The sequence below is a fragment of the Allokutzneria albata genome (genome assembly GCF_900103775.1).
Taxonomy (GTDB): domain Bacteria; phylum Actinomycetota; class Actinomycetes; order Mycobacteriales; family Pseudonocardiaceae; genus Allokutzneria; species Allokutzneria albata.
The window spans coordinates 2,081,138-2,108,038 of the sequence record NZ_LT629701.1 but is presented as its reverse complement, the minus strand read 5'-3'; the positions used below and the strand labels follow the sequence as shown (position 1 = coordinate 2,108,038).

21 protein-coding genes are annotated in these 26,901 nt (G+C 70.0%); 10 read left to right on the top strand and 11 right to left on the bottom strand.

Annotation, left to right across the window (positions count from 1 at the left end; genetic code table 11):
• The first annotated feature begins 322 nt into the window (after nucleotides 1–322).
• Complete coding sequence (locus tag BLT28_RS09500; RefSeq protein WP_083383700.1) at nucleotides 323–1,441, top strand: HNH endonuclease signature motif containing protein; 1,119 nt, start codon at nucleotides 323–325, stop codon at nucleotides 1,439–1,441.
• Nucleotides 1,442–2,462: 1,021 nt separating this feature from the next.
• Here the strand turns inward: BLT28_RS09500 and BLT28_RS09490 are convergent.
• The 3 genes from BLT28_RS09490 to BLT28_RS09480 are packed head-to-tail and all read right to left on the bottom strand — an operon-like array spanning nucleotide 2,463 to nucleotide 7,004.
• Nucleotides 2,463–3,443 (bottom strand): small ribosomal subunit Rsm22 family protein, encoded by a 981-nt coding sequence (locus tag BLT28_RS09490; RefSeq protein ID WP_030431596.1) that lies wholly within the window; start codon nucleotides 3,441–3,443, stop codon nucleotides 2,463–2,465.
• 16 nt (nucleotides 3,444–3,459) lie between these two features.
• Nucleotides 3,460–5,247, bottom strand: coding sequence for an ABC transporter ATP-binding protein (locus BLT28_RS09485; protein ID WP_030431597.1), 1,788 nt, complete (start codon nucleotides 5,245–5,247; stop codon nucleotides 3,460–3,462).
• Nucleotides 5,244–7,004, bottom strand: coding sequence for an ABC transporter ATP-binding protein (locus tag BLT28_RS09480; RefSeq protein WP_043812970.1), 1,761 nt, complete (start codon nucleotides 7,002–7,004; stop codon nucleotides 5,244–5,246). Before BLT28_RS09480 ends, BLT28_RS09485 begins: the two co-directional genes overlap by 4 nt.
• 121 nt (nucleotides 7,005–7,125) lie before the next feature.
• On the opposite strand from BLT28_RS09480, the gene BLT28_RS09475 reads away from it, so the two are divergent.
• Genes BLT28_RS09475 through BLT28_RS09455 form a run of 5 tightly spaced genes read left to right on the top strand, consistent with a single transcriptional unit; the run spans nucleotide 7,126 to nucleotide 11,312 of the window.
• Nucleotides 7,126–7,605 (top strand): hypothetical protein, encoded by a 480-nt coding sequence (locus BLT28_RS09475; protein ID WP_030431599.1) that lies wholly within the window; start codon nucleotides 7,126–7,128, stop codon nucleotides 7,603–7,605.
• A 25-nt stretch (nucleotides 7,606–7,630) separates the two neighbouring features.
• Nucleotides 7,631–8,143, top strand: coding sequence for a SigE family RNA polymerase sigma factor (locus BLT28_RS09470; RefSeq protein WP_030431600.1), 513 nt, complete (start codon nucleotides 7,631–7,633; stop codon nucleotides 8,141–8,143).
• Nucleotides 8,144–8,147: 4 nt separating this feature from the next.
• Complete coding sequence (locus BLT28_RS09465) at nucleotides 8,148–8,456, top strand: hypothetical protein (RefSeq protein WP_156051306.1); 309 nt, start codon at nucleotides 8,148–8,150, stop codon at nucleotides 8,454–8,456.
• A gap of 54 nt (nucleotides 8,457–8,510) precedes the next feature.
• Nucleotides 8,511–8,915, top strand: a complete 405-nt coding sequence (locus BLT28_RS09460; RefSeq protein ID WP_030431602.1) for an RICIN domain-containing protein — start codon at nucleotides 8,511–8,513, stop codon at nucleotides 8,913–8,915.
• A 9-nt stretch (nucleotides 8,916–8,924) separates the two neighbouring features.
• Nucleotides 8,925–11,312 carry a penicillin-binding protein gene (locus BLT28_RS09455; RefSeq protein WP_052407742.1) on the top strand — a complete coding sequence of 796 codons (2,388 nt, stop codon included), beginning with the start codon at nucleotides 8,925–8,927 and terminating at the stop codon, nucleotides 11,310–11,312.
• Here the strand turns inward: BLT28_RS09455 and BLT28_RS09450 are convergent.
• Nucleotides 11,309–11,875: a dihydrofolate reductase family protein gene (locus tag BLT28_RS09450; protein WP_030431604.1), complete on the bottom strand. Its 567-nt coding sequence runs from the start codon at nucleotides 11,873–11,875 to the stop codon at nucleotides 11,309–11,311. The two genes, BLT28_RS09455 and BLT28_RS09450, sit on opposite strands and share 4 nt — an antisense overlap.
• A 168-nt stretch (nucleotides 11,876–12,043) precedes the next feature.
• On the opposite strand from BLT28_RS09450, the gene mihF reads away from it, so the two are divergent.
• The gene (gene mihF / locus BLT28_RS09445) at nucleotides 12,044–12,358 is read left to right on the top strand and encodes an integration host factor, actinobacterial type (protein ID WP_030431605.1); all 315 of its coding nucleotides are present in this window, start codon (nucleotides 12,044–12,046) and stop codon (nucleotides 12,356–12,358) included.
• Nucleotides 12,359–12,437: 79 nt separating this feature from the next.
• Here mihF and BLT28_RS09440 read toward each other — a convergent pair whose 3' ends face one another.
• Complete coding sequence (locus tag BLT28_RS09440) at nucleotides 12,438–13,184, bottom strand: aminoglycoside phosphotransferase family protein (protein ID WP_043812978.1); 747 nt, start codon at nucleotides 13,182–13,184, stop codon at nucleotides 12,438–12,440.
• Nucleotides 13,185–13,385: 201 nt separating this feature from the next.
• Here BLT28_RS09440 and BLT28_RS09435 point away from each other — a divergent pair, with 201 nt between their 5' ends.
• Nucleotides 13,386–19,490, top strand: a complete 6,105-nt coding sequence (locus BLT28_RS09435; RefSeq protein ID WP_052407743.1) for a type I polyketide synthase — start codon at nucleotides 13,386–13,388, stop codon at nucleotides 19,488–19,490.
• A 287-nt stretch (nucleotides 19,491–19,777) separates the two neighbouring features.
• On the opposite strand, the gene BLT28_RS09430 is transcribed toward BLT28_RS09435, so the two are convergent.
• Nucleotides 19,778–20,116: a VOC family protein gene (locus tag BLT28_RS09430; protein ID WP_231950702.1), complete on the bottom strand. Its 339-nt coding sequence runs from the start codon at nucleotides 20,114–20,116 to the stop codon at nucleotides 19,778–19,780.
• Nucleotides 20,106–20,738 (bottom strand): DUF2238 domain-containing protein, encoded by a 633-nt coding sequence (locus tag BLT28_RS09425; RefSeq protein ID WP_043812980.1) that lies wholly within the window; start codon nucleotides 20,736–20,738, stop codon nucleotides 20,106–20,108. Before BLT28_RS09425 ends, BLT28_RS09430 begins: the two co-directional genes overlap by 11 nt.
• Before the next feature lie 128 nt (nucleotides 20,739–20,866).
• Between BLT28_RS09425 and BLT28_RS09420 the strand changes: the two genes are divergently transcribed.
• Nucleotides 20,867–21,883 (top strand): LLM class flavin-dependent oxidoreductase, encoded by a 1,017-nt coding sequence (locus BLT28_RS09420; RefSeq protein ID WP_197684005.1) that lies wholly within the window; start codon nucleotides 20,867–20,869, stop codon nucleotides 21,881–21,883.
• A gap of 87 nt (nucleotides 21,884–21,970) precedes the next feature.
• Here BLT28_RS09420 and BLT28_RS09415 read toward each other — a convergent pair whose 3' ends face one another.
• Entirely contained in the window at nucleotides 21,971–22,783 is an 813-nt protein-coding gene (locus tag BLT28_RS09415; protein ID WP_030431611.1) for an alpha/beta fold hydrolase, read from the bottom strand.
• Between the two features lie 139 nt (nucleotides 22,784–22,922).
• Between BLT28_RS09415 and BLT28_RS09410 the strand changes: the two genes are divergently transcribed.
• On the top strand, nucleotides 22,923–24,281 hold the full coding sequence (locus BLT28_RS09410) for a sigma-54-dependent transcriptional regulator family protein (protein ID WP_083383699.1): 1,359 nt from the start codon (nucleotides 22,923–22,925) through the stop codon (nucleotides 24,279–24,281).
• Here BLT28_RS09410 and BLT28_RS09405 read toward each other — a convergent pair.
• From BLT28_RS09405 to BLT28_RS09395, 3 genes are all read right to left on the bottom strand, one after another.
• Nucleotides 24,278–24,706, bottom strand: coding sequence for a GNAT family N-acetyltransferase (locus BLT28_RS09405; RefSeq protein ID WP_030431613.1), 429 nt, complete (start codon nucleotides 24,704–24,706; stop codon nucleotides 24,278–24,280). The two genes, BLT28_RS09410 and BLT28_RS09405, sit on opposite strands and share 4 nt — an antisense overlap.
• A 525-nt stretch (nucleotides 24,707–25,231) precedes the next feature.
• Nucleotides 25,232–25,855, bottom strand: a complete 624-nt coding sequence (locus BLT28_RS09400) for an FMN-binding negative transcriptional regulator (RefSeq protein ID WP_030431614.1) — start codon at nucleotides 25,853–25,855, stop codon at nucleotides 25,232–25,234.
• A gap of 67 nt (nucleotides 25,856–25,922) precedes the next feature.
• A complete protein-coding gene (locus BLT28_RS09395) occupies nucleotides 25,923–26,894 on the bottom strand; it encodes a tyrosine-type recombinase/integrase (protein ID WP_030431615.1) in 972 nt (323 codons plus the stop codon).
• Nucleotides 26,895–26,901 lie beyond the last annotated feature (7 nt).

Below are 26,901 nucleotides of genomic sequence, written 5' to 3'. Positions count from 1 at the left end.
GTGGTGGGTTGGTGTGCTTCTCTTTGCTCTGGCGTATTGGTTTGCTGTGTAGTTGCTGCGGGCGTGGGCTGGCTGGTTGCAGCGTGGGTCGGCTGGTTCCGGCGTGGGGTCGGCTTGACCTGGGGCCCCTTGCGCGTGCCCGTGGGCCTCACGGGGGCACGGGATGAAACTCCGGCCCTCGCGGGAAGCGTATGGCACGCGCACCCCAGGTCAAGCCGACCGTCCCAGCCTTGACTTGCTTTCGCTGGAACCGTTGGGGGATAAGGGAAAAGTTCACTCCGTAGAGCCATGATCCACTATTTGCAGACGCTAAAATAGGGGTATGGCCCCTGCTGATATCGAAGACGACGTCGTGGCCGCCTACGCCGCTATCGGTAAGGCTGTCGCGGAGTTCGCCTCGACCCTGATGAAGCTCTATGACGACCTCGACCCCGAAGTGCAGCAGTACGCGGGGGATGTTCTGATGCCGCTGCTGCGTGTCTCCCAGGTCAAGGGCAACAAGCTCGTTGATCGGGCGATGTCGCTGGTGGAGCACCCGGTGGTGTTGGAAGCGTTGGCGGAGGGGCGGCTCGATGAGGGCAAGGCGTTGATGATCATTGATCAGGTCAGTGTCCTGGACGCGGCCAATCAGGCGATCGCTAAACCCGTGTTGATCAACCACGCGGCCACGCATAACTACACGGCGAGCCAACGCTATGCCCGGCGTTTCATCCTCAAGCTGGATGCCGAGGCGGCGTTGCGGCGTCATGAGGAGAAGCGGAAGCAGCGGTTGGTGGAGAAGTTCAACCTCGACGACGGCATGTGCTCCCTGCGCGTCGTGCTGCCCGCCCTCGACGCGGCCTTGGCCTTCGATCGCATCGACCGCATCGCCCGGGCGCTCCCGAAGGATGACCGAACCCTCGACCAAAAGCGATCCGATGTGGCCGCGGATTTGTTGATGGGGAAGGACACTCCGGCACCGCAGGGGGAGGTGTGTGTGAACCTGACCATGCCGATCACCAACATCCTGGGCCTGACGAAGGACCCGGTGATGCTGGCCGGATACGGGCCGCTGCCCGCGCCGATCGTGGCGGATGTGGCGGCGAATGGGATCTGGAAGCGCATCCTGACGGACCCGGTGACGGGGATGGCTGAGCACATCACCACCTACCGGCCCACCGTGGCACAGCGCGAGCTGATCAACGCGCGGTATCCGACGTGCACGATGGTCGGCTGCAACCAACCGGCGCACCGCTGCGATCTGGATCATTGTTGCCCGTTCGACGGGACCAACACCACCATCGCGAACCTGCGCCCGAAGTGCAGGCATCACCACCGGATGAAGACCCACTCCAACTGGTCCTGCGAGAACCGCCCCGACGGGACGCACGCGTGGACCACACCGAGTGGCAAGGTGATCGAGACCGAACTCGAACCCATCGCCGAACCTGCGCCGTTCTAGCGTTCTAGCACCCGCGAAAGAGTTCATCTTGGCGGCTTCAGGTGTGCGGGTGGTGTATCAGTGCAGGTCGCGATCCGTGGAATGTTCAGCGAGCAGCGGCCTGGATTCAGGGTCGCGGTCCCGTTTTCGTCGTGTGTCGCGACACGGGCGGGATTGTGGTCACTAGCGGATCTCCGGCCAGCCCTCCACCTTGAGCACTCCCTCACGATCAGAGAGGGAGTAAGCACGACGGGCCGCTTGAGCAATGTGACGCATCTGCGTCAGATCGTGCGCGCTGCGAGCCGGTCTCGCCGGATACAAATCGGACCGCCCCAGCGCGGATAGCGAATTGATCCGCGCACGGCTGCGTGAGGAACACGAGGGAGAAACCACTGTGAAGACGACGCAACACATGCTGGCTACCGCAAGCCTCATCGGTCTGGCCCTGATGGGCGGTGGTCAATTCGCCCAGGCCGACACCCCGTCGGCTAACTGCCCTGGAGCCGGCGCTTCGTGCGCTGACGAGCCGGAAAGCCGTCCCGGCGTCGAGGGCAACCAGGTGAGGTGCACGCTCAGCGGCAGTCCCCTTGTCGGCCACTACGACACGATCAGCCTTCAGACGTAGCTGAACGGGACAGCAGCCGCTTCCCGGGACATTCGCCACGATGGCTCGAGCACCGCGACCTTCATCCTCCAGTGCAGTCAGTTGGACCACAAGCGCGAAGGACCGGACACTTTCGTCACCAGGTTCGCCATGTGGCCACCACGTCCTGCACCCGCACGTACACCAAGTGTTGGTAGGTGTGATCTCCCGCGTCCGCCGGTTCTTCCCGCGTACACGGTGGTTCCGCCGGGTTCCGCAGCTCTACCTTCTTCCGCGCGCCCGAGGCGGCGAGGCGTGCGGCGGAGGCTAGGCGTCCTCGGTGCTCGCCGCCCGCCCGCCTTCGACTCCGAGATCCACAAACAGCGCAACACCGCCGAGCGGGCGTTCAGCAAGCTCGAACAGTTCCGGGCCGTGGCAACACGTTTCGACGGACAGGCCCTAGTCCGGCGGGGGCCAGGGGGCGCCCCAGGTGGTGTCGCGGGCGGCGCGGTAGAGGTCACCGTGGCGCTTGGTCACCTTCGCTTCAGTCAGCACGCCCTCGGTCGTGCAGAGCTGGAGTGACACCAAACCCTTGCGCTTCAAGGGATGCCGGAGGACGCGATTCTCCGCGCGGGACGTGGGGACGGTGGCGGCGGCGACGTAGGAGAACTTCTCGTCCTCGAAGTTGAGGGTGCCTTCCTTGATCAGCCGGTGCGCGCCGACGCGGGGGAGGCGGGCGGAGAAGTGGCACCAGTCCTCGCCGCGCGGGATGGGGCACGTGTGCGCGTGCGGGCAGGGGGCGACGAGGGACCGGCCCATGTCGAGCAGGAGCGCGCGGGCCTCGGCGATGCGCTCGTACCCGGCGGGAGTGCCCGGTTCGATCAGCACGACCATGGCCGCGTCGGCGGCCAGCCAGCGGATGGTCTGCTCGCGCATGCCCTCGGGGAGTTCACCGAGCACATAGGACAGGGTGACCAGGTCGGCGGCGGGCAGCGGGGTCTTGGGGTCGATCACGCCGCGTCGCCAGGTGGCCGACCGCAGGGCGGGGGACTCCGCGGACGCGGCGAGCTTGCGGCCCAGGGTGAGGGCCTTCTCCACCTGCTCCACCACGGTCAGTTCGGTGAGCGAGGACCACGTGTCGGTCGCCGCCCACAAGGCGGTTCCGGTGCCGCCGCCGACGTCGACGTGCGACTTCGGTGAGAACTCCGGCGCGAACGTGGCGACCTCCTCCAGCACCGCGCGCACCGCCGCGAACGTGGCGGGCATGCGGTAACCGGCGTAGGCCGCCACGTCGCTGTCGGAGTTCATGATCGGCGTGGTCGCCGCGCGGCCCTCCCGGTACCGGGTGCTCAGGCGGTCCACCGCGCGCGCCAGCTCCTGGTTGGGGAAGCGGCGCAGCTCGGTGTCCAAAGCGGACTGGAGGTCGGTCGGGAGTGCCACGAGCGAAGATTCTCGCTCATGCCGCGACCGGCTGGGCGAACTGGGCCGCGTACAGGCGCGCGTAGTGCCCGCCCGCAGCCAGCAGCGAGCGGTGGTCACCCTGCTCCACGATCCGGCCGGAGTCCATCACGAGGATCACGTCCGCGTCGCGGATCGTGGACAGCCGGTGCGCGATGACGAAGCTGGTGCGGCCCTTGCGCAGCGAGGACATGGCCTGCTGGAGCAGCACTTCGGTGCGCGTGTCCACCGAGCTGGTCGCCTCGTCGAGGACGAGCATGGCGGGGTCGGCCAGGAACGCCCGCGCGATGGTGATCAGCTGCTTCTCGCCCGCGCTGACGTTGGAGCCCTCCTCGTCGATCACCGTCTCGTAGCCGTCGGGCAGCGTGCGGACGAAGCGGTCGACGTGCGTGGCCCGCGCGGCCTCGATGATCCGCTCCCGGGGGACGTCGCCGACCCCGTAGGCGATGTTCTCGGCGATCGTCCCGCCGAAGAGCCACGTGTCCTGCAGGACCATCCCGATGTTGCCGCGGACCTGGGACCGGTGCGCTTCGGCGATGTCGACGCCGTCGAGGGTGATGCGGCCCTCGGAGACCTCGTAGAAGCGCATGAGCAGGTTGACCAGCGTGGACTTGCCCGCGCCGGTGGGGCCGACGATCGCGACGGTCTGCCCCGGCTCCACGGTCAGCGACAGGTTCTCGATCAGCGGCTTGTCGGGGGAGTAGCGGAAGGACACGTTCTCGAAGGCCACCCGCCCGCGCACCGTGCCGAGGGGGACGGGCCGCAGCGGTTCGGGGCGCTGTTCCTCGGCGTCGAGCAGGCCGAACACGCGCTCGGCGGACGCGAGACCCGACTGGACGATGTTGGCCATCGCCGCGAGCTGGGTGATCGGGTGGTTGAACTCGTGCACGTACTGGATGAACGCCTGCACATCACCGAGCGACATCGTCCCGCTGGCCACGCGGAGCCCGCCGAGCACGGCCACCATGACGTAGGTCAGGTTGCCGACGAAGGACATGGCGGGCTGGGTGGTGCCGGAGACGAACTGCGCGCGGAAGGCCGCCGAGTACAGGTTCTCGTTGTGCTCGGCGAAGGTCGCGACCGCTTCGCGCTGCCTGCCGAAGAGCTTGACCAGAGCGTGCCCGGTGTACATCTCCTCGATGTGGCCGTTGAGCTTGCCGGTGCTCGCCCACTGGGCGCTGAAGTGCGGCTGGGCCCGCCGGGCGATCGCCCTGGTGATCACGATCGCGATCGGGATGGTGAGCAGTGCGAGCAGCGCCATCAGCGGGGACAGCCAGAACATCATCACCACCACGCCGAGCAGGGTCAGCAGCGAGATGGCGACGCGGCTCAGAACCTGTTGCAGGGACTCGGAAAGGTTGTCGATGTCGTTGGTGACCCTGGACAGCACCTCGCCCCGGGGCCTGCGGTCGAAGTACTCCAACGGCAGTCGGTTCAGCTTGTCCGCCGACCGCTCGCGCAGCCGGAAAGCCAGTCGCTGCGCCACGACCGCGGTCAGCCTGCCCTGTGCCCACGCGAAACCCGACGAGCCCGCGATGGCGGCGAGCGCCCACGCCAGCGCCGTGCCGACCGCCGTGAAGTCGATACCCGGCCCGCGGGCGCCGATGAAGATCAGGTCGGTGACGTGCCCGAAGATCAGCGGCACGGTCACCCACAGGACGACGTAGCCCGAACCGGCGGCGAACACCCCGGACAGCAGCGCGCGCTCCGGCCGCATCATCCGCAGCAACCGGGACAGCGAACCGCCGAAGTCGCTGGGCTTCTCGGTAGGTTCGTCAGTGCTCACTTCGCCCCCACAGTGTCGTCCTGGGAGAGCACGATCTCCCGGTAGGTGTCGTTGGTGTCCATCAGTTCGGCGTGCGTGCCGGTGCCGACGACGCGCCCGCCGTCGAGCACGACGATCCGGTCCGCCTCGCGGATGGTGGAGATCCGCTGCGCGACGATCACCACGGTCGCGTCACCGAGTTCGCGTGCCAGCGCGGCCCGCAGCGCGGCGTCGGTGCTGTTGTCCAACGCGGAGAACGAGTCGTCGAAGAGGTAGATGTCCGGCTTCGCCACGAGCGCCCGCGCGATCGCGAGCCGTTGCCGCTGCCCGCCGGAGACGTTGGTGCCGCCTTGCCCGATGGGCGCGTCGAGCTTGTCCGGAAGCGCCTCGACGAAGTCCCTCGCCTGGGCGATCTCCAAGGCGTGCCACAGGTCCGCGTCGGTGGCGTCCGGGTTGCCGTAGCGCAGGTTGGACGCGATCGTCCCGGAGAACAGGTAAGGCTTCTGGGGGATGAACCCGATCGACCCGGACAGCGTCTCCGGAGCGAGTTCGCGGACGTCGACCCCGCCGATCCGCACCTCGCCCTCGGTGGTGTCGAAGAGCCGGGGGAGCAGGTTGAGCAGGGTGGTCTTGCCGCTGCCGGTGGAGCCGACCACGGCGGTGGTCTGCCCGGGGCGGGCGATCAGGTCCACGTCGTGCAGCACCGGCCGCTCCGCCCCGGGGTAGCGGAAACCGGCACCGCGGACGTCGACGTGGCCCGGCCGGGGGAGTTCGGTGACCGCGTTCTCCGCGACGGTGACGCTCGTGGTGGTGCTGAGCACCTCGTCGATGCGGCCAGCCGACACCCGCGCGCGGGGCAGCTGGAGGATCATGAACGTCGCCATCAGCGTCGACATCAGGATCTGCATCAGGTAGTGCAGGAACGCGAACAGGGAGCCGATCGGCATCGCCCCCGCGTCCACCCGCTGCCCGCCGAACCACATCACGGCCGCGTTGGACAGCTCCATCACCAGCATGATCGCGGGCAGCATCAGCGCCATCAGCTTGCCGACCCCGAGCGCCACGCCCATCAGTTCGCCGTTGGCGTCGGCGAAGCGCTCGCGCTCGTGGTCCTCGCGGACGAAGGCCCGCACCACGCGGATGCCGGTGATCTGCTCGCGCAACAGGCGGTTCACCCGGTCGATGCGCTGCTGCACGAAGCTCGCGAGCGGGCCCATGCCGCGCAGGATCAACCGCATCGCGACCGCGAGCGCGGGGACCACCACGAGCAGCAGCGCCGACAGCGGGACGTCCTGTCCCAGAGCCATGATCACTCCGCCGACACCCATGATCGGCGCGGTCACCATGGAGGCGAGCGCGAGCATGGTCACCATCTGGACCTGCTGGACGTCGTTGGTGGTCCGGGTGATCAGCGAGGGCGCCCCGAACTCGCCGAGCTCGCGCACGGAGAAGGTCTGCACCTTGGCGAACACCGAGGCCCGGATGTCGCGGCCGATCGCCATCGCCGTGCGCGCGGCGAAGTAGATCGCGGCCGCCGCGCCCACGACCTGGACGAGGGTGACCGCGAGCATGACCGCGCCACTGCCGAGGATGTGGCCGGTGTCGCCCTTGAGCACACCGTTGTTGATGGTGTCGGCGTTCAGCGCGGGCAGCAGGAGCGAGGCGGAGGTCTGCGCGAGCTGCAGCAGCACCACGATCGCGATGGAGCCCAGGTACGGGCGGAGATGGGCGCGGAGCAGGCGGAGGAGCGCTCCCCGGCGCTCTGGTCGGTCGGTCACGTGATCACGCTAAGAACTCAACCAATGTTGAGGTCAAGTCCCGCGCATGCAACCTCCCGGGGCCTTCGCGACATGTAGAGGGCAGAGGGGCCACCGGCCTCCCCGATCGGAGGAGTTCCGCATGCGCAAAAGAATGATCGTCGCCGCCGGGGCGCTCGTGCTGGGCGGCGTCGGCCTCGCCGCTCCGGCGCTGGCCCAGCCCTCGTCGGCTCCCGCTCCGGTGCCGGGGTCCGGCGAGTGCGCGCACCCGCTCGCGCCCAGCTCGTTCGTCCCGCCCGTGCCCGGTGTCGCCCCGCCCGCGCCGGCGCCTGCTTCGTCCGTGCCCGTCCCGCCGCCGCCCGGTCCCGGCATGCCCGCGCCGGTCCCGCCCGCGCTGGTCCTTCCGGCCCCAGGACAGCCCGCGCCCGTCCGGCAGGCACCGGCGGAGTCGGTGGCACCCGTCCCGCCCGCCCAGGTCCTTCCCGCCCCTGAGCACCCCAGCGCCGCGCCCGTGCCGCCCGTGCCGGAACACCCCAGGGTCGCGCCGGTGCCCGGCCCGGGGGCCGTGATCGCGCCCGCTCCGGCTCCGATCCTGTGCCCGGCGCCCGCGCCGCCCAAGTGACCTGCGACGCGGGAGACCACCACGCGTGACCGACCCCATCTGGAACGCCGAGTTCAGCGCCTGTTTCGACGGGTGCGCCCGGGGCATGCGCTTCACCGCCTACCTGCTGTGCGGCGACTGGCACGAGGCCGAGGACCTGATGCAGGCGGCGTTCCTCAAGCTCTACCTCGCCGGGCCGCGACTGGCCCGGCGGGAGGGCCTGGAACCCTACCTGCGCCGGATCGTGGTCCGGACCTTCCTGGCCGAACGGCGGCGGGTCCGCTGGCGCAGGGAACGGGTGACCGACGCACCACCGGAACTACCGCAGGACGCGGTGATCAGCGAGGACAAGCTCGTGCTGTGGCAGGCGCTCGGCACGGTCCCGCCGCGGCAGCGGGCGGTGCTGGTGCTGCGGTACTGGAACGATCTGAGCGTCGAGGAGACCGCCGCGGCGCTGAAGTGCTCGACCGGGAACGTCAAGAGCCAGGCCAGCCGCGGGCTGGCCGCGCTGCGGCAGATCCTGGGAGCCGATTTCGCCGATCTGCGGCTGGAGGTGTGACGTGGTGCGTGAACAGGACGTGCGGGCGACCTTCGCGGCGCTCAACGCGTACGGGGCGCCTCCGCTGGCCGTGACGGCGGAGGACCTGATCGAGTGCGGTGACCAGGTTCGCAGGCGCCGCAAGCGAACTCTGGCCGCGGCGGGTACCGGTCTGGTGGTCGCGGTGGTGCTCGCCGGGGTCTTCCTGGCGCTGCCGGGGCACCGAGGCCCCGGCCAGGTCACCCCGGCGCGGACGTCGGAGCCCACGTCGGTCGTCGAGGAGCTGGTGCCGCCGCAGCCGGTCCCGGCGCCGCCGCCCCCAGGCGTGCGCTGACATCCGAACAGGTGACTCGGGAGTTTTCCCTGCTGCCGGGGCTATTCCCCGAGCATGGGAGTCCCGAGCCTGATCGGCGCGTTGCTGGCGATCGTGCCGTTGTTCGCACAGGGCGAGTCACTGCTGAAGCGGCCCGACGACGGCCGCTGCCTCGGCAGGCTGGACGGGTCGCCCCACTACACGGCCTGTGCCGACGCCGTGCGGATCGTGGCGTCCAGCGTCGGCGTCGAGCGCTTCGCCATCCGACTGTCCACAGAGGACACGTGCATCGGCGCGTTCGGCGAGGACGTGCTGTTCGTCGGATGCGACAGGGCCGCGGTGTTCGCGCTCGAACCGGCGAAGACCTCGACATTCCGGTTGCGGATCGCCGATTCCGGGAAATGCCTTGGTGAGGTGGCCGGCGCGCCCCGCTACACCGACTGCGGGTGGGCGCCGGTGTTCATGACGGTCTCGGCATAGGCGGCAGCCATGGGCAGGCATTCTCTCGGGGAACCGGAAGAGCTGGACATCACCAGGATCTTCGACGACAGCGCGGCGCGCCCGGTGTCGAGCAGGCAACGGCTGCTCGTGCGCCTTGCCGCCCTGTGCACGGTGGGCGGGCTGCTGCTCGCCGGGGTGCTGTTCCCACCGATCGGGGCGCTGGGTTTGCTGTCCAACAAGACCGGCGACACCGTCACCGCCACCGCCGCCGAGCTGATCGACAAGGACCCGCCCCTGATCAGCACGATGGTGGACGTCGCGGGCAAACCGTTCGCGCGCCTCTACGACCAGTACCGCGTGCTGGTGCCCGCCGACCAGATCTCGCCCGCGATGAAGTCGGCCATCGTTGCGGTCGAGGACCACCGCTTCTACGAGCACAACGGCGTGGACCTGATGGCGATCGCCCGCGCGCTGATCGCGAACGAGGCGGAGGGGCGGATCTCGCAGGGCGGCTCGACGCTCACCCAGCAGTACGTCAAGAACTACCTGGTCCACGTCGCCGCCACGTCCAAACAGGACCGGGAGAAGGCGCTGGAGCAGTCCACCGCGCGCAAGATCCGCGAGCTGCGCACGGCGGTCCACGTGGAGCAGGTGCTGAGCAAGGACGAGATCCTGGCGCGCTACCTCAACACCGTCCCCTTCGGACAGAACTCCTACGGGATCGCGGCCGCCGCGCAGACCTACTTCGACGTGCCGCAGGAGCGGATGACCGTGGCGCAGGCCGCGTTGCTCGCCGGGATCGTCAACGAACCGAGCGGCCTCAACCCCTACCGCTTCCCCGAACGCGCGCTCGCCCGGCGCAACGTCGTCATCGACGAGATGGCCGCGCAGAAGCGGATCGCCCCCGACGTCGCGGAGGTGGAGAAGCGCAAGCCGCTGGGGCTGGCGCCGGAGATGTCGAGGCCGCCCAACGGGTGCGTCGGGATCGGCGCGGCCGGGTACTTCTGCGACTACGTGCTGAAGTACCTGAGCGGGGCGGGCGTGGACCTGGCCGCGCTGCGCCGCGGCGGGTACACGATCAAGACCACACTCGACCTCGACGCCCTCGCGAAGGCGAAGGAGGCGGTCGACGCGCACGTCCCGCCGGACACCGACCAGGTGGCCAACGCGATGGCGATCATCAAACCCGGCAAGGACAAGCACCGCGTCGTCGCGCTCACCGCGAACCGCACCTACGGGTTGGACAAGTCCAAGGACGAGACCACGCTCGGCCTGCCCTACGCGTTGCAGAACCTGGGTGCGGGGTCGATCTACAAGATCTTCACCGCGGCCGCTGCCCTGGAGAAGGGCAAGAGCATCGACGACGTCATCGACGTGCCGCAGTCCTACGTGTCGGAGAAGTTCCTCGGAGGCGGCGCGAGCTGCCCGATGGGGCGCGCGGGACTGCGGAAGTACTGCGTGCAGAACAACACCGGCAGCGACTACCCGGACAAGCTGACCCTCCAGGACGCGTTGGCAGTGTCGCCGAACACCGCCTTCGTGAAGCTGCTGGAGGAAACCGGGGTCTCGGCCGCGGTGGACATGGCCGTCCGGCTCGGACTGCGGTCGTTGGCGACGACGACCGCGAGCGAGGACGCCAAGAAGCGCACGATCGGCAAGTTCTTCTCCGACCACAACTTCGGCTCGTTCACCCTCGGCCCGACCCCGACGTCCACAATGGAGCTGGCCAACGTCGGCGCGACCCTCGCCAGCGAGGGCACGTGGTGCCCGCCGAGCCCGGTGGAGGCGGTCGTGGACCGCGCAGGGCGGACGCTGCCGTTGCGCGAGGAGCCCTGTGCGCAGGTCGTCGAACCGGGGGTGGCCAAGGCGATGACCGTCGGGATGAGCAAGGACACGACCAGCGGCACGGCGGTGACCGCCGCGAAGACCTACGGCTGGGACCGGCCGATGGCGGGCAAGACCGGGACCACGCAGGAGCACAAGTCGGCTGGGTTCCTCGGCTACACCGCCGAACTGGCCGGCGCGGTGTTCACCTTCGACGACTCGCCGACGCCGAGCACGCTGTGCGATCCGGGCGGTGACGCCCCGCCGAAGCCGTGCAGCAGCGGAACGTACATCTACGGCGGCAAGCAGCCCGCGCGCACCTGGTTCCAGGCGATGAACGGGGTGGGGGAGCGGCCCGGGATCATGACCGCGCTGCCCCGGTCGGATCTGCCCGCGGTGGACGACGGCGGGCAGGACGACGAGCAGAAGGTGCCCGGCGTGATCGGCCTGACCAGCCGTGAGGCCCGCGCGAAGCTGGAGAAGGCGGGCTTCACGGTCAAGACGACCTCGAAGTCGAGCCCGAAACCGAAAGGGACCGTGATCGGCCAGAGCCACCGCGAGACGGCCGCCCCGGGAACCACGATCACCCTCCAGATCAGCTCGGGCCGCTAGCGGGTGTAGCTGAGCCAGACGACGCCGGTGTCGAACTGGCGAACGCCTTGGAGCACAAAGGACTCCGGGCGGAACTCGCTGGAGAACAGCGGCGTGCCGGAGCCGCACACCACGGGGTTCACCTTCAGCACCAGCTCGTCGATCTCGTCCCGCAGCTGCCCGGCGAGGTTCCCGCCGCCGCACAACCAGATGCCGAGGCCCTGCTCCGCCTTGAGGGCACGGACCTTGGCCACCGGGTCACCGGAGACGATCTCGACGCCCGGCACCGGGTCGAGGCCGGTGGAGAACACGATCTGGCGCAGGTGCGAGTACGGGCTGGTGATCCCGTGCGGCAGCCCCGGATCGTAGGTGCCGCGTCCCATGAGGACGGTGTCGAAACGACGGTTCGGCGTGTCCTGCGCCATGCCCAGCATCGGGCGGACGTGCGTCGGCACGCCTTCCGGGTACTCCTCGCAGACGGCCCTGATGTGATCCCCCTCCATCGGGAAGAAGTCGAACTCGTGGTCCGGGCCGCTGATGAAGCCGTCGAGCGTGGTCGCGATGAAGTAGGTCAGTTTTCGCACGGTATTCCTCGAGTTCGGTCGAGCGTGCCACGCCGAAGTGCACGCGTTTAGGTGACAGGACGCCCGTTTCCGGGCATTCCGGAGTGCTGGTGCGGCCGGTCGCGGTGATGATGCTGCCGTCATCTGCGCCCGGCGGGCGCGGGTTTCCTGGCAGGAAGGACGTCAGCAGTGCCTCTCCCCACGATGACCCCCGAGCAGCAGGCCCAGGCCCTGGCCAAGGCGCAGCAGGCCCGAGCGGCGCGCAGCGCCCTCACCAAGGAGCTCAAGGAGGGTTCGCTGACGCTGCGCCAGGTGCTCGACAAGGCGGACTCCGACGACGTCGTGCGCAAGACCAAGGTGCTGGCGCTGGTCAAGGCGTTGCCGGGAATCGGTGCCGTCCGCGCCGCGCGGGCTCTGGAAGCCGCGGGTATCCCGGAGAACCGCCGTGTTGGCGGGCTCGGGGAACGGCAGCGCGCCTCGCTGCTGGCCGAACTGACCGACTGAGCGGGCTCGCCGGGCTGGTCGCGTCATCAGATCACGCGGCCAGCCTGGCACGGCTCCTCGTTGCGAGGCAAGAAGATTCTCACGCCTGCCCGAAGAGGCGGCGGTTCTCCCGCGACCAGCGCACCCGCTCCTCCAGCTCGTCGAGCACCCCGCCTGCGACCCAGCTCCGTTGCCGCTCCAGCCCGCGGTCGGCCAGCGCGACGACGTGGCCCGCGGCGAGGGCCTGACGCTCGATCACCCGGTCCACCAAGCCTTCCGTGCTCGTCAGACCGTAGGCCTCGGCGAAGATCCCGATGCGCCGCCGCCGGTCCGGCGGCTCGGTGAACGCCTGCCACCGCAGCACCTGCTCGTCACTGCGGAACGGCGCGCTGTACTCGACCGCGTAGGCGATGTCGTAGAGCGGGTCGGCCGGAGCGGCCAGGTCGAAGTCGATCACACCGACCGGCGTGAGGCCGTCCCACACGAGGTTCCACGGTCCGAAGTCGCCGTGGCAGATCAGCTCACCCGGTCCGGCGCTCCCGGTGTGCAGCGCCCATTCCGCATCCGGTGGGGCGACGAAGCCGCGGACGGCCTCGTGGTACTCGCGCAGGAATCCGGCGTATGCCCGGAGCCCCTGTTCCGACGCGACGTTGGGCCAGGCATCGCGTCCGGAGTGCCCGGGCAGCATCGAGAGCACCTCGCGCCCGTTCTCGACGCCGAGCGGTCGCGGCACCCGGTCGAAGCCGACGGAGTGCAGGTACTCCAGCAGCGCGTGCACCGCCGGGGTCCACCACCCGGCCGGTCGCAGCACGCGGTCGCCGGTGATCGTGATCTCGCGGTTGGCCACCTCCGCAGTCTGCCCGGCGACATGTAGGGGGCGGTAGGGGTTCCCCCTAGCTGCCCCGAGCGGGGTTTAGTTCAGCTCCCAGCGTTGCCATGCGGGTGCATTGTTAAAAGTTCACCTGTGGTTCGCGCTGGTGAGAGAACTGGACGTGGTCCGGCGCCGGCCAAGCGCCGTGACCCGCTCTCATGAGGGGACGGCGCAGGGATGAGCAACGAGGACAAGCTCAGGGAGTACCTGAAGCGGGTGACGGCGGACCTGCACCGGGTCCGCAGGCGGCTGGGGGCGCTGGAGGAACCGGTGGCCATCGTCGGCATGGCCTGCCGGTACCCCGGTGGGGTGTGCACGCCGGAGCAGCTGTGGGAGCTGGTCGCCTCCGGCACGGACGCGATCGGGGCGTTCCCCGGCGACCGCGGGTGGGACCTGGACTCCCTCTACGACCCCGATCCGGACACCCCGGGCACCACCTACGCCCGCGAGGGCGGTTTCGTGACCGGGGTCGAGGACTTCGACGCCGCGTTCTTCGGCATCGCTCCGCGTGAGGCGATCGCGATGGACCCGCAGCAGCGACTGTTGCTGGAGACCGCGTGGGAGGCCCTGGAGCGCGCGGGCATCGACCCGACGACGCTGAAGGGCAGCCGCACCGGCGTGTACGCGGGGGTGATGTACCAGGACTACACCGCGCGCCCGGGGCTGGCGGCGAAGGACCTCGAGGGCTCGCTCGGCGCGGGCGGCTCGGGCAGCGTCGCCTCCGGGCGGATCTCCTACGTGCTCGGCCTGGAGGGGCCCGCCGTCAGCGTGGACACCGCGTGCTCGTCGTCGCTGGTCGCGCTGCACATGGCGGTGCGGGCGATCCGCAACGGCGAGTGCGACCTCGCCCTGGTCGGCGGGTCGATGGTGATGTCGACACCGGTGGCCTTCGTCGACCTGTCCCGCCAGCGGGGGCTGGCGCGGGACGGCCGCTGCAAGGCCTACTCCGACGATGCGGACGGCACCGGCTGGGGCGAGGGCGTCGGCATGATCGCCGTCGAACGGCTCTCCGACGCGCGCCGCAACGGGCATCCGGTCCTGGCGGTGGTGAAGGGGTCCGCGCTCAACCAGGACGGTGCCTCCAGCGGGCTGACCGCGCCGAACGGGCCGTCGCAGCGGCGGGTCATCGAGGCCGCGCTCGCCGACGCCGGGATCTCCGCGGCCGAGGTCGACGTGGTCGAGGGGCACGGGACCGGGACCGCGCTGGGCGATCCGATCGAAGCCCAGGCGCTGCTGGCGACCTACGGCCGGGAGCGCGCCGGGCGGCCGCTGTACCTGGGCTCGCTGAAGTCCAACATCGGCCACACCCAGGCCGCCGCCGGGGTCGGTGGCGTGATCAAGATGGTGATGGCGTTGCGGCACAAGATGATGCCGAAGACGCTGCACGCCGAGAAGCCGTCCGACAACGTCGACTGGACCGCGGGCGAGGTGTCGGTCCTGTCCGAGGCGAGGGCGTGGGATCGGGGCGGTCACCCGCGTCGTGCCGGGGTCTCCTCGTTCGGCTTCTCCGGCACCAACGCGCACGTGATCCTGGAGGAGGCCCCGGTGTGCGATGCCGTTCCCGCACGCACGGGCCGACCGGGTGCGGGTGTCCCGCAAGACGCTGAGGAGGCTCCCGAGGTCGAGCCCGTCGCGCGGCGGGAGCACGACGGTGCCGTGCCGCTGGTGGTGTCCGGCCGGACACCGGAGGCGGTGCGGGCGCAGGCGGAGCGGATCGCCGACTTCGTCGAGAGCTCCGAAGAGTCCCTTGTGGACATCGCGTATTCGCTGGATGCGACCCGGTCCGCGTTCGAGTACCGGGCCGCGGCGGTCGGCCGGGACCGGGCAGACCTCGCCGCCCGGCTGCGCGAACTGGAGATCTCCGGACAGGTCCGCAGTGACGCGCGGCGTCCGGTGCTCGTCTTCCCAGGGCAGGGCACGCAGTGGGCGGGGATGGCGGGGGAGCTGCTGGACAGCTCGCCGGTGTTCGCCGGGCGGGTGGCGGAGTGTGCCGCCGCGCTCGCGGAGTTCGTGGACTTCTCGGTGATCGACGTGATGCGCGGGGCACCCGGTGCTCCGCCGGTCGACCGGATCGACGTCCTCCAGCCGGTGCTGTGGTCGGTCATGGTGTCGCTGGCGGAGGTGTGGCGCTCCTTCGGCGTCAGCCCGGCCGCGGTGATCGGGCACTCGCAGGGCGAGGTCGCCGCCGCGGTGGTCTGCGGAGCGCTCTCCCTTTCCGATGCCGCAAGGGTTTGTGCGGTGCGCAGCAAGGCGCTCCTGACGCTGTCGGGACATGGCGGGATGCTGTCGCTCGCGATGCCGCTCGCCGCGGCCGAGGAGCTGATCGCCCCGCACGGGGGCAAGGTCTCGGTGGCGGTGGTGAACGGCCCGCGCGCGGTGATCGTCTCCGGTGAGGAGGCGGCGCTGGCGGAGGTCCGGGCCGCTGCGGAGGCTCAGGGCGTGCGAGCGCGGAAGGTCGCCGCGGACTGCGCGGGGCACTCCGCCCAGATGGACTCGCTGCGGGATCGGTTGCTGGCGGAGCTGGCTCCGGTGCGACCGGTGTCCACCTCGACACCGCTCATCTCCACCGTGACCGGCGACGTGATCGACACCGCGACGCTGAACGCTGAGTACTGGTTCGCCAACATGCGGCAGACCGTGCTCATGGAGACCGCGACACGCGCGGCGTTGCAGCGGGGGCTCCGGACGTTCATCGAGGTCAGCCCGCACACGGTGCTGGCGATGGCGATTCAGTCCACTGCGGACTCCGCCGGGACCGACGCGTTCGTCGTCGGCTCCCTCAAGCGCGATGAGGGCGGGCTCGACCAGGTCCTGCGCTCGGTGGCCGAGGCGCACGTGCACGGTGTGCCGGTGTCCTGGGCGAGCGTTTTCGAGGGCGCGCACGCGGTGGACCTGCCCACCTACGCCTTCCAGCGGCAGAAGTTCTGGCTGGAGGCGGTCGAGTCGGCCGGGGACGTCGCCGGTGCGGGTCTGCGCGGCGCCGAGCACCCGCTGCTCGGGGCGATCATGGAGCTGCCGGACGGTGCGGGCGTGCTGTTCTCCGGCCTGCTGTCCACGAAGACGCATCCCTGGCTCGCCGACCACGCCCTGGGGGAGGCGGTTCTCTTCCCGGGAACGGGCTTCCTGGAGCTGGCGATCCGCGTCGGTGACGAGGTCGGCTGCTCCAAGGTCGAGGACCTGACCCTGCAGGCGCCGCTCACACTGTCCACAAAGGATGGAGTGCAGCTGCGGATCAGCGTCGGTGCAGCTGACGCCACCGGGGCGCGCGAGCTGAACATCTACTCCCGGCAGGACGAGGAGTTCGTCTGCCACGCGACCGGGATGCTCTCCGCCGACCTGGCCGAGTCCAGCGCCGAGCTGACCGTGTGGCCGCCCGCCGGTGCGGAGGAGATCGAGGTCGACCAGCTCTACCAGCGCTTCGCCGGGAACGGGTTCCTGTACGGCCCGGCTTTCCGGGGAGTGCGCGCCGCCTGGGCCGGCGGTGACCAGGTGTTCGCCGAGGTCGCCTTGCCGCCTCGGCAACGAGCTGATGCCGCTGCCTACGGCCTGCACCCGGCACTGCTGGACGCCGCGCTGCACCCGATCGCCTTGAGCACGTCGCTGTTGGAGCCCGGTGAGCACAGCTGGCTGCCGTTCTCGTGGACTGGCGTGTCGCTGCACGCATCCGGCGCGGAGGAGCTGCGCGTTCGGCTTTCCAGCGCTGGAGCGGACGCGGTCGCGCTGACAATCGCAGACGGCCTCGGGAACCCTGTCGCAGACGTGGAAGCACTGGTGCTGCGTCAAACCCGCGGTGTCGAGGCGCCCGTGAAGCGCCACGAATCGCTGTTCACTCTGGACTGGCAGGCTGCCCGGATCAGCGGGGAGGCGCCTCAGCGTGTCGCGGTGGTCGGTGATGACGCCCTGAACATCACCGAGGAGCTGCACAACGCCGGGGTCCGCGTCGAATCCTATGTGGACCTGGTGGACATGCACGCGCCGGAGGTGGTGGTCGCACCTGTGGGGCCCGGCTCCGTGCGCGATGTCACGCGGCATGTGCTGGTGCTGCTGCAAAAGTGGCTGGCTGACACGCGCTTCGGCGATGCGCGGCTGGTGTTCGTGACGAAAGGCGCCATGGGCAGTGAGATCACCGACGTGGCCGCGTCCGCGGTGTGGGGCCTGGTGCGCACCGCGCAGTCGGAGGAGCCGGACCGCGTGCGGCTGATCGACGTCGACGATGTCTCAGCGCTGCACGCGGTGCTTGGGGGAGTGGAGCCCCAGATCGTCGTGCGGGGCGGAATCGCGCACACACCGAAACTCGTCCCGGCGCAGGAACTTCGGCCGGGAACGCTGCCCGCGGGCGGCACGGTCCTGGTGACGGGCGGCACGGGCTCGCTCGGCGGTGCGTTCGCGCGGCACCTCGTGGCCAACCACGGCGTCCGGAACCTCGTCCTGACCAGCCGTCGTGGCCTTGCCGCGGACGGAGCCCGCGAGCTGCGGAACGAATTAATAGAGCTGGGCGCATCCGTTTCAGTGCAGGCATGCGACGCGGCGGACTTCGACGCGCTGGCCAAGGTGATCGCGAGCATCCCGGGCGATCGTCCGCTGCGCGCGATCATCCACACCGCAGGCGTGCTCGACGACGGCACTATCGGTTCGCTGACCGAGGATCAGCTGGACAAGGTGCTCCGGCCGAAGGTCGACGCGGTGGTCAACCTGCACGAGCTGACCAAGGACCTGGATCTCGCCGCGTTCGTGGTGTTCTCGTCGGCCGCCGGTGTGCTCGGCGGTGCCGGGCAAGGGAACTACTCCGCCGCGAACACCTTCCTCGACGCCTTCGCCCAGCAGATGCGCGAGCAGGGGCACCGGGCCACGTCTCTGGCGTGGGGGCTCTGGGACAACGTCAGCGACGAGACCCGCTCTGGGATCGTGCCGTTGACCTTCGAGCACGGGATGGAGCTGTTCGACGCCGCACTCGGCATGGACGACGCGCTGCTCATCCCGATGCGGATCAACAAGACCGCGCTCCGCGAGGCCGTCGCCGCACCGGCGCTGCTGCGGAGCATGGTGAAGGCGCCGGTCCGGCGTGCGGCGGCCAAGAGCACCGCGGGCACGGGCGATCTCCGGCAGAAGTTGGCTTCGTTGAGCGAAGAACAGCAGCTGGCGACCGTGACCGATCTGGTCCGCGAACACGTGGCCACGGTGCTCGGGCACGCGAGCGCTGTCAGCGCGGAGCACTCCTTCGTCGACTCCGGGTTCGACTCGCTGAGCGCTGTCGAACTGCGCAACCGGCTGGCCGCCGCGACCGGGCTGAGGCTGCCCGCGACCTTGGTGTTCGACCACGCGAACCCCATCGGGCTGGCCCGGCACCTGCTGGGTGAGCTGGGCACGAAGGCGCCGGTGGCGGAGGTGGCCGCCGTCCCGGCCGAGGCGGGCAACACCGTGACAGCCCTGTACAACCAGAGCCTGAGCGCGGGCCGGTTCACCGAGGCGTTCGACTTCCTCCGTGCCACGGGAGCACTGCGGCCGCGCTTCGACGGGGCGGCCGACCTCGGCGAGCTGCCCATGCCGGTGCTGCTCGCGCGGGGGCCGCGGGCGCCGAAGCTCTACTGCTTCTCGTCCTGCATCGCCACGGCCGGAATCCACCAGTGCGCGCGGTTCGCCACGAACTTCCGCGGCATCCGGGACGTGGGCGCTCTGGCACTGCCGGGCTTCGAGAACGGCGAACGGGTGCCGAGCACCATGGCCGCCGTGATCGAGGCGCAGGCAGAGGCCGTGCGGCGGGATGCGGACGGAGCACCCGTGGTGCTGCTCGGCGCGTCGGCGGGTGGCTGGTTCGCGCACGCGGCGGCGGCGCAGCTGGAGAGCACGGGTGAGGAGGTCGCCGGCGTCGTGCTCGTGGACACCTACACGCCGCAGAGCAACGTGCTCAAGCACTTCGGGTTGCCGCTGATGGACGCGATGTCGCAGCGCGAAGGCGTGTTCGTCACCATGGACGAAGCCCGGCTCACCGCGATGGGCTGGTACCTCACCCTGTTCGGCCAGTGGGAGCCGTCGGCGATCCGGGCGCGCACGCTGCTGGTCCGGGCGACCGAGCCGATGGGGCAGCGCCTCCCGCAGGACCAGGGGGAGGACTGGCGTCCGGCGTGGGAGCACCCGCACGACGTGATCGACGTGCAGGGCGACCACTTCTCCATGATGGAGCGCTACGCCGAGGGCACCGCGACCGCGATCGAGGCGTGGATCAGCTCCTTTGCCGGGGGAGACGCCGCTCCACGTCGGCTGGCTTCTGCCGGACGCGGCTGACCCGGTACAGCGCCTCGTGCCGGTGGTCGGTGTCGAGCTCGGCGGACTGTGACCGCATCGCCACGGCCCAGGGAGGCCTTCGGCGGAAAACCGGGGCGCGCGCACCGCAGGCGGGACATCTCAGGACGTCCTTGCCGGGTTGCGCGCGTCCCGAGGCGTCAGAGGGAGGGCGTGTGGCCAACGAACGAGTGCGGAAAGCCTTGCTGCGCAAGGGATTCGACCTCGACCGCGCGGCCGGGGAGCCGAAGGAGGTGAGGTGGGCCTCGCCGACCCCACCTCCCCGAACTTCACCTGATGTGGGACAGGATGTTGACCACGTTGCCGTCCGGGTCCTCCACGAAGAACCGGCGCACGCCCCACGGCTCGTCGGTCAGCTCGTAGATGATCTCCGCGTCCGAGTCCAGCGCGGCCTGGTAGCTGGCGTCGACGTCCTCCACCTGGATCGAGGCCACCGGCACCACCGGCGCCGTCGCGTCGTGGGTCATCAGGCTCAACTGCACCTCCGGCCGCTCCGGGTCGGCGAGGGTGACGATCCACCCGTGGTTCATCACCACACGCATCCCGACGACACTGGTGTAGAACTTCACGGCCGCGGCCATGCTCGTGGTCGGCAGGTCAGCGACCACCCTGTTCACCTTCATGGCGTACCTCTACCAGCTCGATCTGACGGTCGTGCACCCGGGAGAACAACAGCTGCGCGGCGCTCGCCCCGAGCAAGGCCATGGTCATGTCCCACTGGGTGTCCCACTGGTCGCCCTGGGTGCCGAGGTAGTCGGCCGCGTTGTCCCCGCCGAGCATGCCGACGAAGCCCTCGAACACCTCGAAGCCGCCGCTGATGCCCAGGCAGACGAAGGTGACCAGGGTGATCAGCCAGCGGCCCGGGACCAGCGGGGTGCGGCGCAGCAGCAGCTCGCGGACGACGATCGCGGGCACGAAGCCCTGCGCGAAGTGGCCGATCCGGTCGTAGTGGTTGCGCTCGAAGCCGAACCAGTCCTCCATCCAGAAGCCCAGCGGCACCTCGGCGTAGGTGTAGTGGGCGCCGAGGGTGAGGATCAGCGCGTGCACCGCGATCAGCCGGTACGACAGCGGTGTCAGCGGGAACCGCTTGTACGTCGCGACCAGGGGAACGCCGGCCAGCGCGATCGGGAGCACCTCCAGGGCCCACGTGCCCCAGGAGTGCGGGTTGATCGCGGACACGGCGACCGCGAGGAGGACGACGCCCAACAGGACGTGTGGTTCACGCTTCACGCGACTTCCCTACCCAGCTTCGGAGGATCTGTACCGCGGGAATGCTGGCAGTGACGATCACTGGCGGTGATGAGTGGAACTACTCGTCCGCGAGGGCCAGGAATGCGCGGGGTCGCTACCGGGTTGGCATGGGCATGGCCGACTCCACCTCCCCGCCGCTGTCCGTGCTCGACCTCGCCACGGTCGCGGAGGGCTCGACCGACGCCGAGGCCCTGCGCCGCAGCGTCGATCTCGCCCAGCACGTCGAATCCCTTGGCTACCAACGGTTCTGGACGGCTGAGCACCACAGCATGCCGACCATCGCCAGCTCCGCGCCCGACCTGCTGGCGCTCCAGGTGGCCAACGCGACGAGCACGATCCGCGTCGGCTCGGGCGGGGTGATGCTGCCGAACCACTCGCCGCTGGTGGTGGCGGAGCGGTTCGCGTTCCTGGAGGCCTTCCACCCGGGGCGCGTCGACCTCGGCATCGGGCGCGCGCCCGGCACCGACCCGAAGACGGCGGCGGCGGTGCGCAGGCACACCGGGCACGGGGTGGAGGACTTCACCGAGCAGCTGGCCGAGCTGGAGGGATACCTCGACGGCGCGCTGCCCGAGGGGCACCCGTTCGCCGGGGTGCGCGCGGTGCCGACCAATCCGACCCGCCCGCCGGTGTGGCTGCTCGGGTCGAGCGGGTACAGCGCGGCGCTCGCGGCCCGGCTGGGCAGGCCCTTCGCCTTCGCCTACCACTTCGCGCCGGACAACGCGGCGGCGGCGCTGCGGCACTACCGGGAAGCCTTCCGGCCCAGCCGCGAGCTGGCGCAGCCCTACGCGATCCTGACCGTGGGCGTGATCACCGCGGACACGGCCGCGCAGGCGCAGCGGTTGTCGCGGCCGATGGGGCTGTCGGCGGCGCGCCTGCGCTCCGGGCGGCCGACGCGGTTGCCGTCGCCGGAGGACGTGGAGAAGCACTCGTGGACGCCGGCCGAGGAGGCCGTCGCCGAGCACTTCCTGTCGACCTACCTGGTGGGGGAGCCGGACGAGGTCGCGGCGCGGCTGCGCGTGCTGGTCGCCTCGATGGGGGCGGACGAAGCGATGATCACCTCGATCATCCACTCGGCCGAGGACCAGCGCCGGAGCTTCGCGCTGCTGGCCAAGGCGATGGGCTGACGAAGACCCGCTTGCGGGGTCGAGCATGGGCTGAGGTCCCGGGGGCAGCGGGACGGGCGATCACCGCGCCCCCGGGGACCTCTGGTCTCAGCAGGAGGACAGGAAGTCGCCGAGCACCGTGTTGAACCGCTCGGGCTCCTCGGCGAAGGGCGCGTGGCCGCTGTCGGCGAAGCGCGCCACCTCGGCGTTGGGCAGCTCCCCGGCCAGCCATCCCGCGAGGTCGCCGGGGAAGACCTTGCTCTGCTCGCCGTAGACGAGCAGGGCGGGCACGGTGACCTTGCAGAGCATGGCCCGCAGGTCGGCGTAGGCCATGTCGAACCACACGTCCAGCGCGCTGCGGGTGTGGGTCTTGGTGGTCTCGGCGTAGATCGCGTCGATCGTGGCCTGGTCGGGCTCCTGGGCGAAGCAGGCCGCGATGAACTGCTTGATCACCGAGGGGCGGGCGTGCCGGACGCTCTGGGTGAACACGGCCAGGTCGGTGATGGAGTAGCCGCCCATCAACGGGAAGTCCCACTCGGCGGCGTCGAGGAAGCGCGGGGACTGGTCGACGAAGCAGACCGAGCGCAGCTTCTCGGTGCCGTACTCGCGGACGTAGCTCAGGATCACCGCGGTGCCCATGGACCAGCCGACCAGGCAGACGTCGTCGAGGTCCAGGTGGTCGATCAGCGCGCGGACGTCCTGGGCGTACTGGTGCAGGGAGTGGCCGTGCTCGGTCTTGCCGGAGTTGCCGTGGCCCCGGAAGTCGACGGTGATCACGCGGTTGTCCTGGGCCAGCGGGCCGGTGTTGGCCTGCCAGAAGGTGCTGTTCATGGTCCACCCGTGGAGCAGGACGACCGCGGGCCCGCTGCCGGTGTCCTCGTAGTGGAGCGGAACCCCGTCGGGAAGTTCGAGGTAGGCCATGGCGGAAACCCTTTCGTTCTCAGCGCGGACGGCGCCGATGATCGACCCGGTGTTGATCAGGGGAGAAGGGGTTGCAACGGGGTTGCACGAGGGTTGCACCGGGGTGCGCGGCGCCCCTACGTTCTCGATGGAGGCGACCATGGACGCTGTGGGAAAGCGGCTGGCCCGAGTACGGGACCAGGCGCTGAGTGGTGTTGAGCCGCGCGGGGTCCGCCCCGCCGTACGGGCGTCGTGGGACCGGTCGCGCAGCAGCGGCGTGCGCCCCGATCGTTACCTGCCTCCGGTCGCGCTGGCCGAGAACGACGTTTTCGAGCGGCGGCGCGAACACCCGCTGGCCCGCGTGTGGCCGACCTTGGAGCGGACGCTGCGCACGTCGCTGGACGGTCCGGGCCGGATCTTGTTCCTCAGCGATGCCGCCGGGCACCTGTTGTGGGTCAACGGTGATCGCTCGACCGTGCGGCGCGCTGAGCAGGTGAACCTGGTGCCGGGCGGGCAGTGGAGCGAGGAAGCCGCCGGCACCAGCGGCGTCGGCACGACCTTGGCCCTGGGGCGCCCGTTCCAGGTGCGCGGTCCTGAGCACTACCTCTCCGCCGCGACGAAGTACACGTGCTCCGCGGCTCCGATCCGGGACCCGATCACCGGTGCGGTGCTCGGCGCCCTCGACCTGACGACCGAGCCGCTGGACGGCGCTGAAGGTCTGGCGCTGTCTTTGGTGATCTCGACGGCGCGGCTGGCGGAGCTGCAGCTGCGGGAGTACGCCCACCGCCAGCACGCCGAGCTCCAGCGCCGTTATGTGAGCCGCCTGGCCAGCCGACTCGGCAGCCACAGCGCGGTCGTGGCACCCGATGGCCGCGTCGTCTTCGCCGATCCCGTGGGGTGGTTACCCGACCGGTGGTACCTGCCGTTGCAAGAGGGGACCACCGTCCTGCCGGATGGCCGCTCCGTGGTGATCGAACGGCTGGCCGTCAACGGCCCGTTTTTCGTTATGGCCCAAGAAGTCGAGGTCGATGCGGCCGTGGTCTTCGGTGGCCTCGGTCTCGACCGCGCGTGGCTCCGCGTGGACGGCGTCGCACACGAGCTGACGATGCGGCACAGCGAGTTGCTCGCGATCCTGTGCGCGTGGCCCGGCGGCCTGAGCGCGGAGGGCTTGGCCCGCGAGGTCTACGGCCCCCAGGGCAAGACCGTGACGGTGCGCGCCGAGATGACCCGGCTGCGGAGAATCCTCGGCTACCGCCTGGCATCCGAGCCGTACCGCCTCGTCGGGCCCGTACGCGCGGATTTCCTTGACCTGGAACAGGATTTGCCGTCCGGTTCGATCGGCGGCCTCCTCGACCGCTACCGCGGCCCCCTGCTGCCGCGTTCGGTCGCCCCCGGGATCGTCGAGCTGCGCGCCCGAGTGCACGAGCGCCTTCGCACCCGCGTGCTCGCCGAGGGCGACCCCGATTCCGTCGTCCGCTGGCTCGCCGCTCCCCATGGCCGCCTCGACCGGCTTCCCTAGGCCGGTCCGACCCGGACGAACCCGAGCCCCGTGAACAACCGCTCCGACGCCGCGTTGCCGTCCGTGATCCCCGCGAACACCGCCACGTCCGCCAACACCCCGAGCGAGGCCGTGACCACCGCTCTCCCGAGCCCACGCCGCTTCCACGCGGGATCTGTGATGACGTAAGCGATCCAGTGCTCAGCACCCGCTCTCACCGACACCAACGAGGCAGCCACCGGCACCCGCCCATTGCTCACGGCCACGAAGCTCGCCGTCCCGACCGCGCCGCTCTCCCGCCAACCGGCGATCTCCACCGCGCCGTCACTGCTGTCGCCGAGGTCTTCATCGATCGTCCCGGCGTACGCCCGTTCCATGAGCCGCCCGAGCGCCCCGTCGTCACGTCCGTCGAGCTGTCGAATCGCAACACCTTCGATCGGCGACACGGCAACCGCCGGGCCAGGTGGGCGCCGATAGACGCTTCGCGGCGGAACGCTCATGCTTCCCAGTGTCCACGGATGTTCGCGTGGTTTCAGAAAGGGGCGCGTTCGGCGATGGGTTCGAGTTCCGTCTCGTAGATCATTCCGCGCGGTGTGGTCTAGACGTGCCGTCCGTCGGGGAAGTTCTCGCACGTCCAGTTGGATTCGTGCTTCATCCGGTTGTGGTGCCTGCACTTCGGCCTGAGGTTGCGCACGGTGGTGTTGGTGCAGTCGAAGGGACGGCCTGGCTGAGAACACTACGCATGTACTGGTAGTCGCGCTCGACAGGCGTCCTAGACCGCGTCGAGAAAATCAGCAGGGGAAATACTTCCATTCCATCCGGGAAATGTGGACGATCACGACTCTGAAAGAGGAAGTGGCAGGCACCCGGAACGCTGAGCGGGCCGCGACTGGAAATAGGATCGGCTTTAGCCGGGGTGCGCGTGCCGTACGCTTATCGCGAGGACTGGAGTTTCATGCCGTGTCCCCAGGTCAAGCCGACCCCGCGCTGGTGCCGGCGCGAAGATGAGGAACAACCGCGGCATCAAGCCCATCCCCCCGAACCCCCAACTCCGCGGCAACCCGCCGACGGTGCTCCACGGACTTGTTCCCGCCGAACTTGAACTTCGCCCGAACGGACGTAACGGTCAACACCAGCCCCCGAATCCCCGGCAACAACCGCCCATCGCCCCCGGAAGCAGAAACAGGACACCGAGCACTCCCAGGCTCAAAATGGTCCAACTGCCGATTCAGCAGCGAAGCCTTCTCCTCAGGTGAATCGACGATCCGAGCAGAACACTCCAACTGCACCGTGGCGTAGTAGGACGTGGGCACGCCCGTCTCGGTGTCGCCGTTCCAATGCGAGCGGATGTAGGTGTAGTCGCCGATCACGGTCAGCATCGCGCGCGGGTTCTCGTCGAGCGCGGCCCAGATCGGGTTGGGGCGGGCGAGGTGCAGCAGGATCCGGTCGTCCTCGTACACGAAGTGGGTCGGCACGACGACGGGGAACTCGCGGTCTCGGCCGGGGGCGATGAGCTGGCCGAAGTCGTGGTCCTCGCGCAGCCAGGCGCGCCAGTGGTCGTCGTCGGTGGGGGCGTCCCACGGGTGGATCAGCACGCCCCGATCGTGCGCCGCGCCCTCGGGATCGTCCCAGGGCCACTCCGCGGGCAGTTCCGATGGCCACTCACGGGGAGTCGGCGACCTCGGCCAGGGCGGCGTAGGTGCGGTTGGACCCGGCGGCCATGCGCTGTTCGCGGGCGGTGGCGTCGATGTAGTTCTGGCTCGCGGTGATGGAGGCGTGCCCGAGGAGCTTGGCGATCTCGATGACGGAGGCGCCGTCCTCGGCGAGGCGGGTGGCGAAGGTGTGCCGGAAGGCGTGCACGAGCGCACCGCGCTGGACGCGGTCGCCGACGCCCGCGGCGCGCAGGGAGGTCCGGACGAGGTACTGCAGACCGCCGCGGCGCAGCGGCTCGTCGCGGTGGTCGACGAACAGCGGCGCGGTGCCGGGGACGCGCAGGCCGAAGCGCAGCCTGCGACTGTCCAGGTAGGCGTTGATGATCTCGTCGAGCGGGCGCTCGATGGGGACGGAGCGCCTGTTGCCGCCCTTGCCGCTGACCTGGATGCGGCGTTCGCCGGGGCGGCCGACGAGGGAGGCGACGGTGAGGCCGAGCAGCTCCGCCGAGCGGACCCCGGTGCACAGCAGGGTGGCGAGCACGGCGAGGTCGCGCTCCGGCCAGGGGTTGCGGGCGGCGCGGGCGCCCTCGGCGACGCGGCGGAGCAGCTGTTCGGGGGTGTCCTCGCCCTGCAGCGGTTTGGGCGCTCGCATGGGGGTGCGGGGTTTGGGCACGACCTGCATGGGGTTGCCGACGGCCGCGCCTTCGATGACGAGGAAGCCGAAGAACCCGTTCCAGGTCGACCACGCCCGGGTCACCGACGCGGCCGAGCGCGGCCCGGCGAAGCGGGCGAAGGCCGAGCGCAGCGGCCCGGTGGTGACCTCGTCGACGGTGATCTCGTCGGGTTCCCGGTCGAGGACGACGGCGAGGTCGATGGCGACCGATTCCAGGTCTCTGCGGTAGGCGCGCAGCGAGTTCGCGGCGAGCTTGCGCGCCTGCATGTGCTCCAGGTAGGCGTCGATCCAGTCCCACAACGCGGTCACCCCGCCA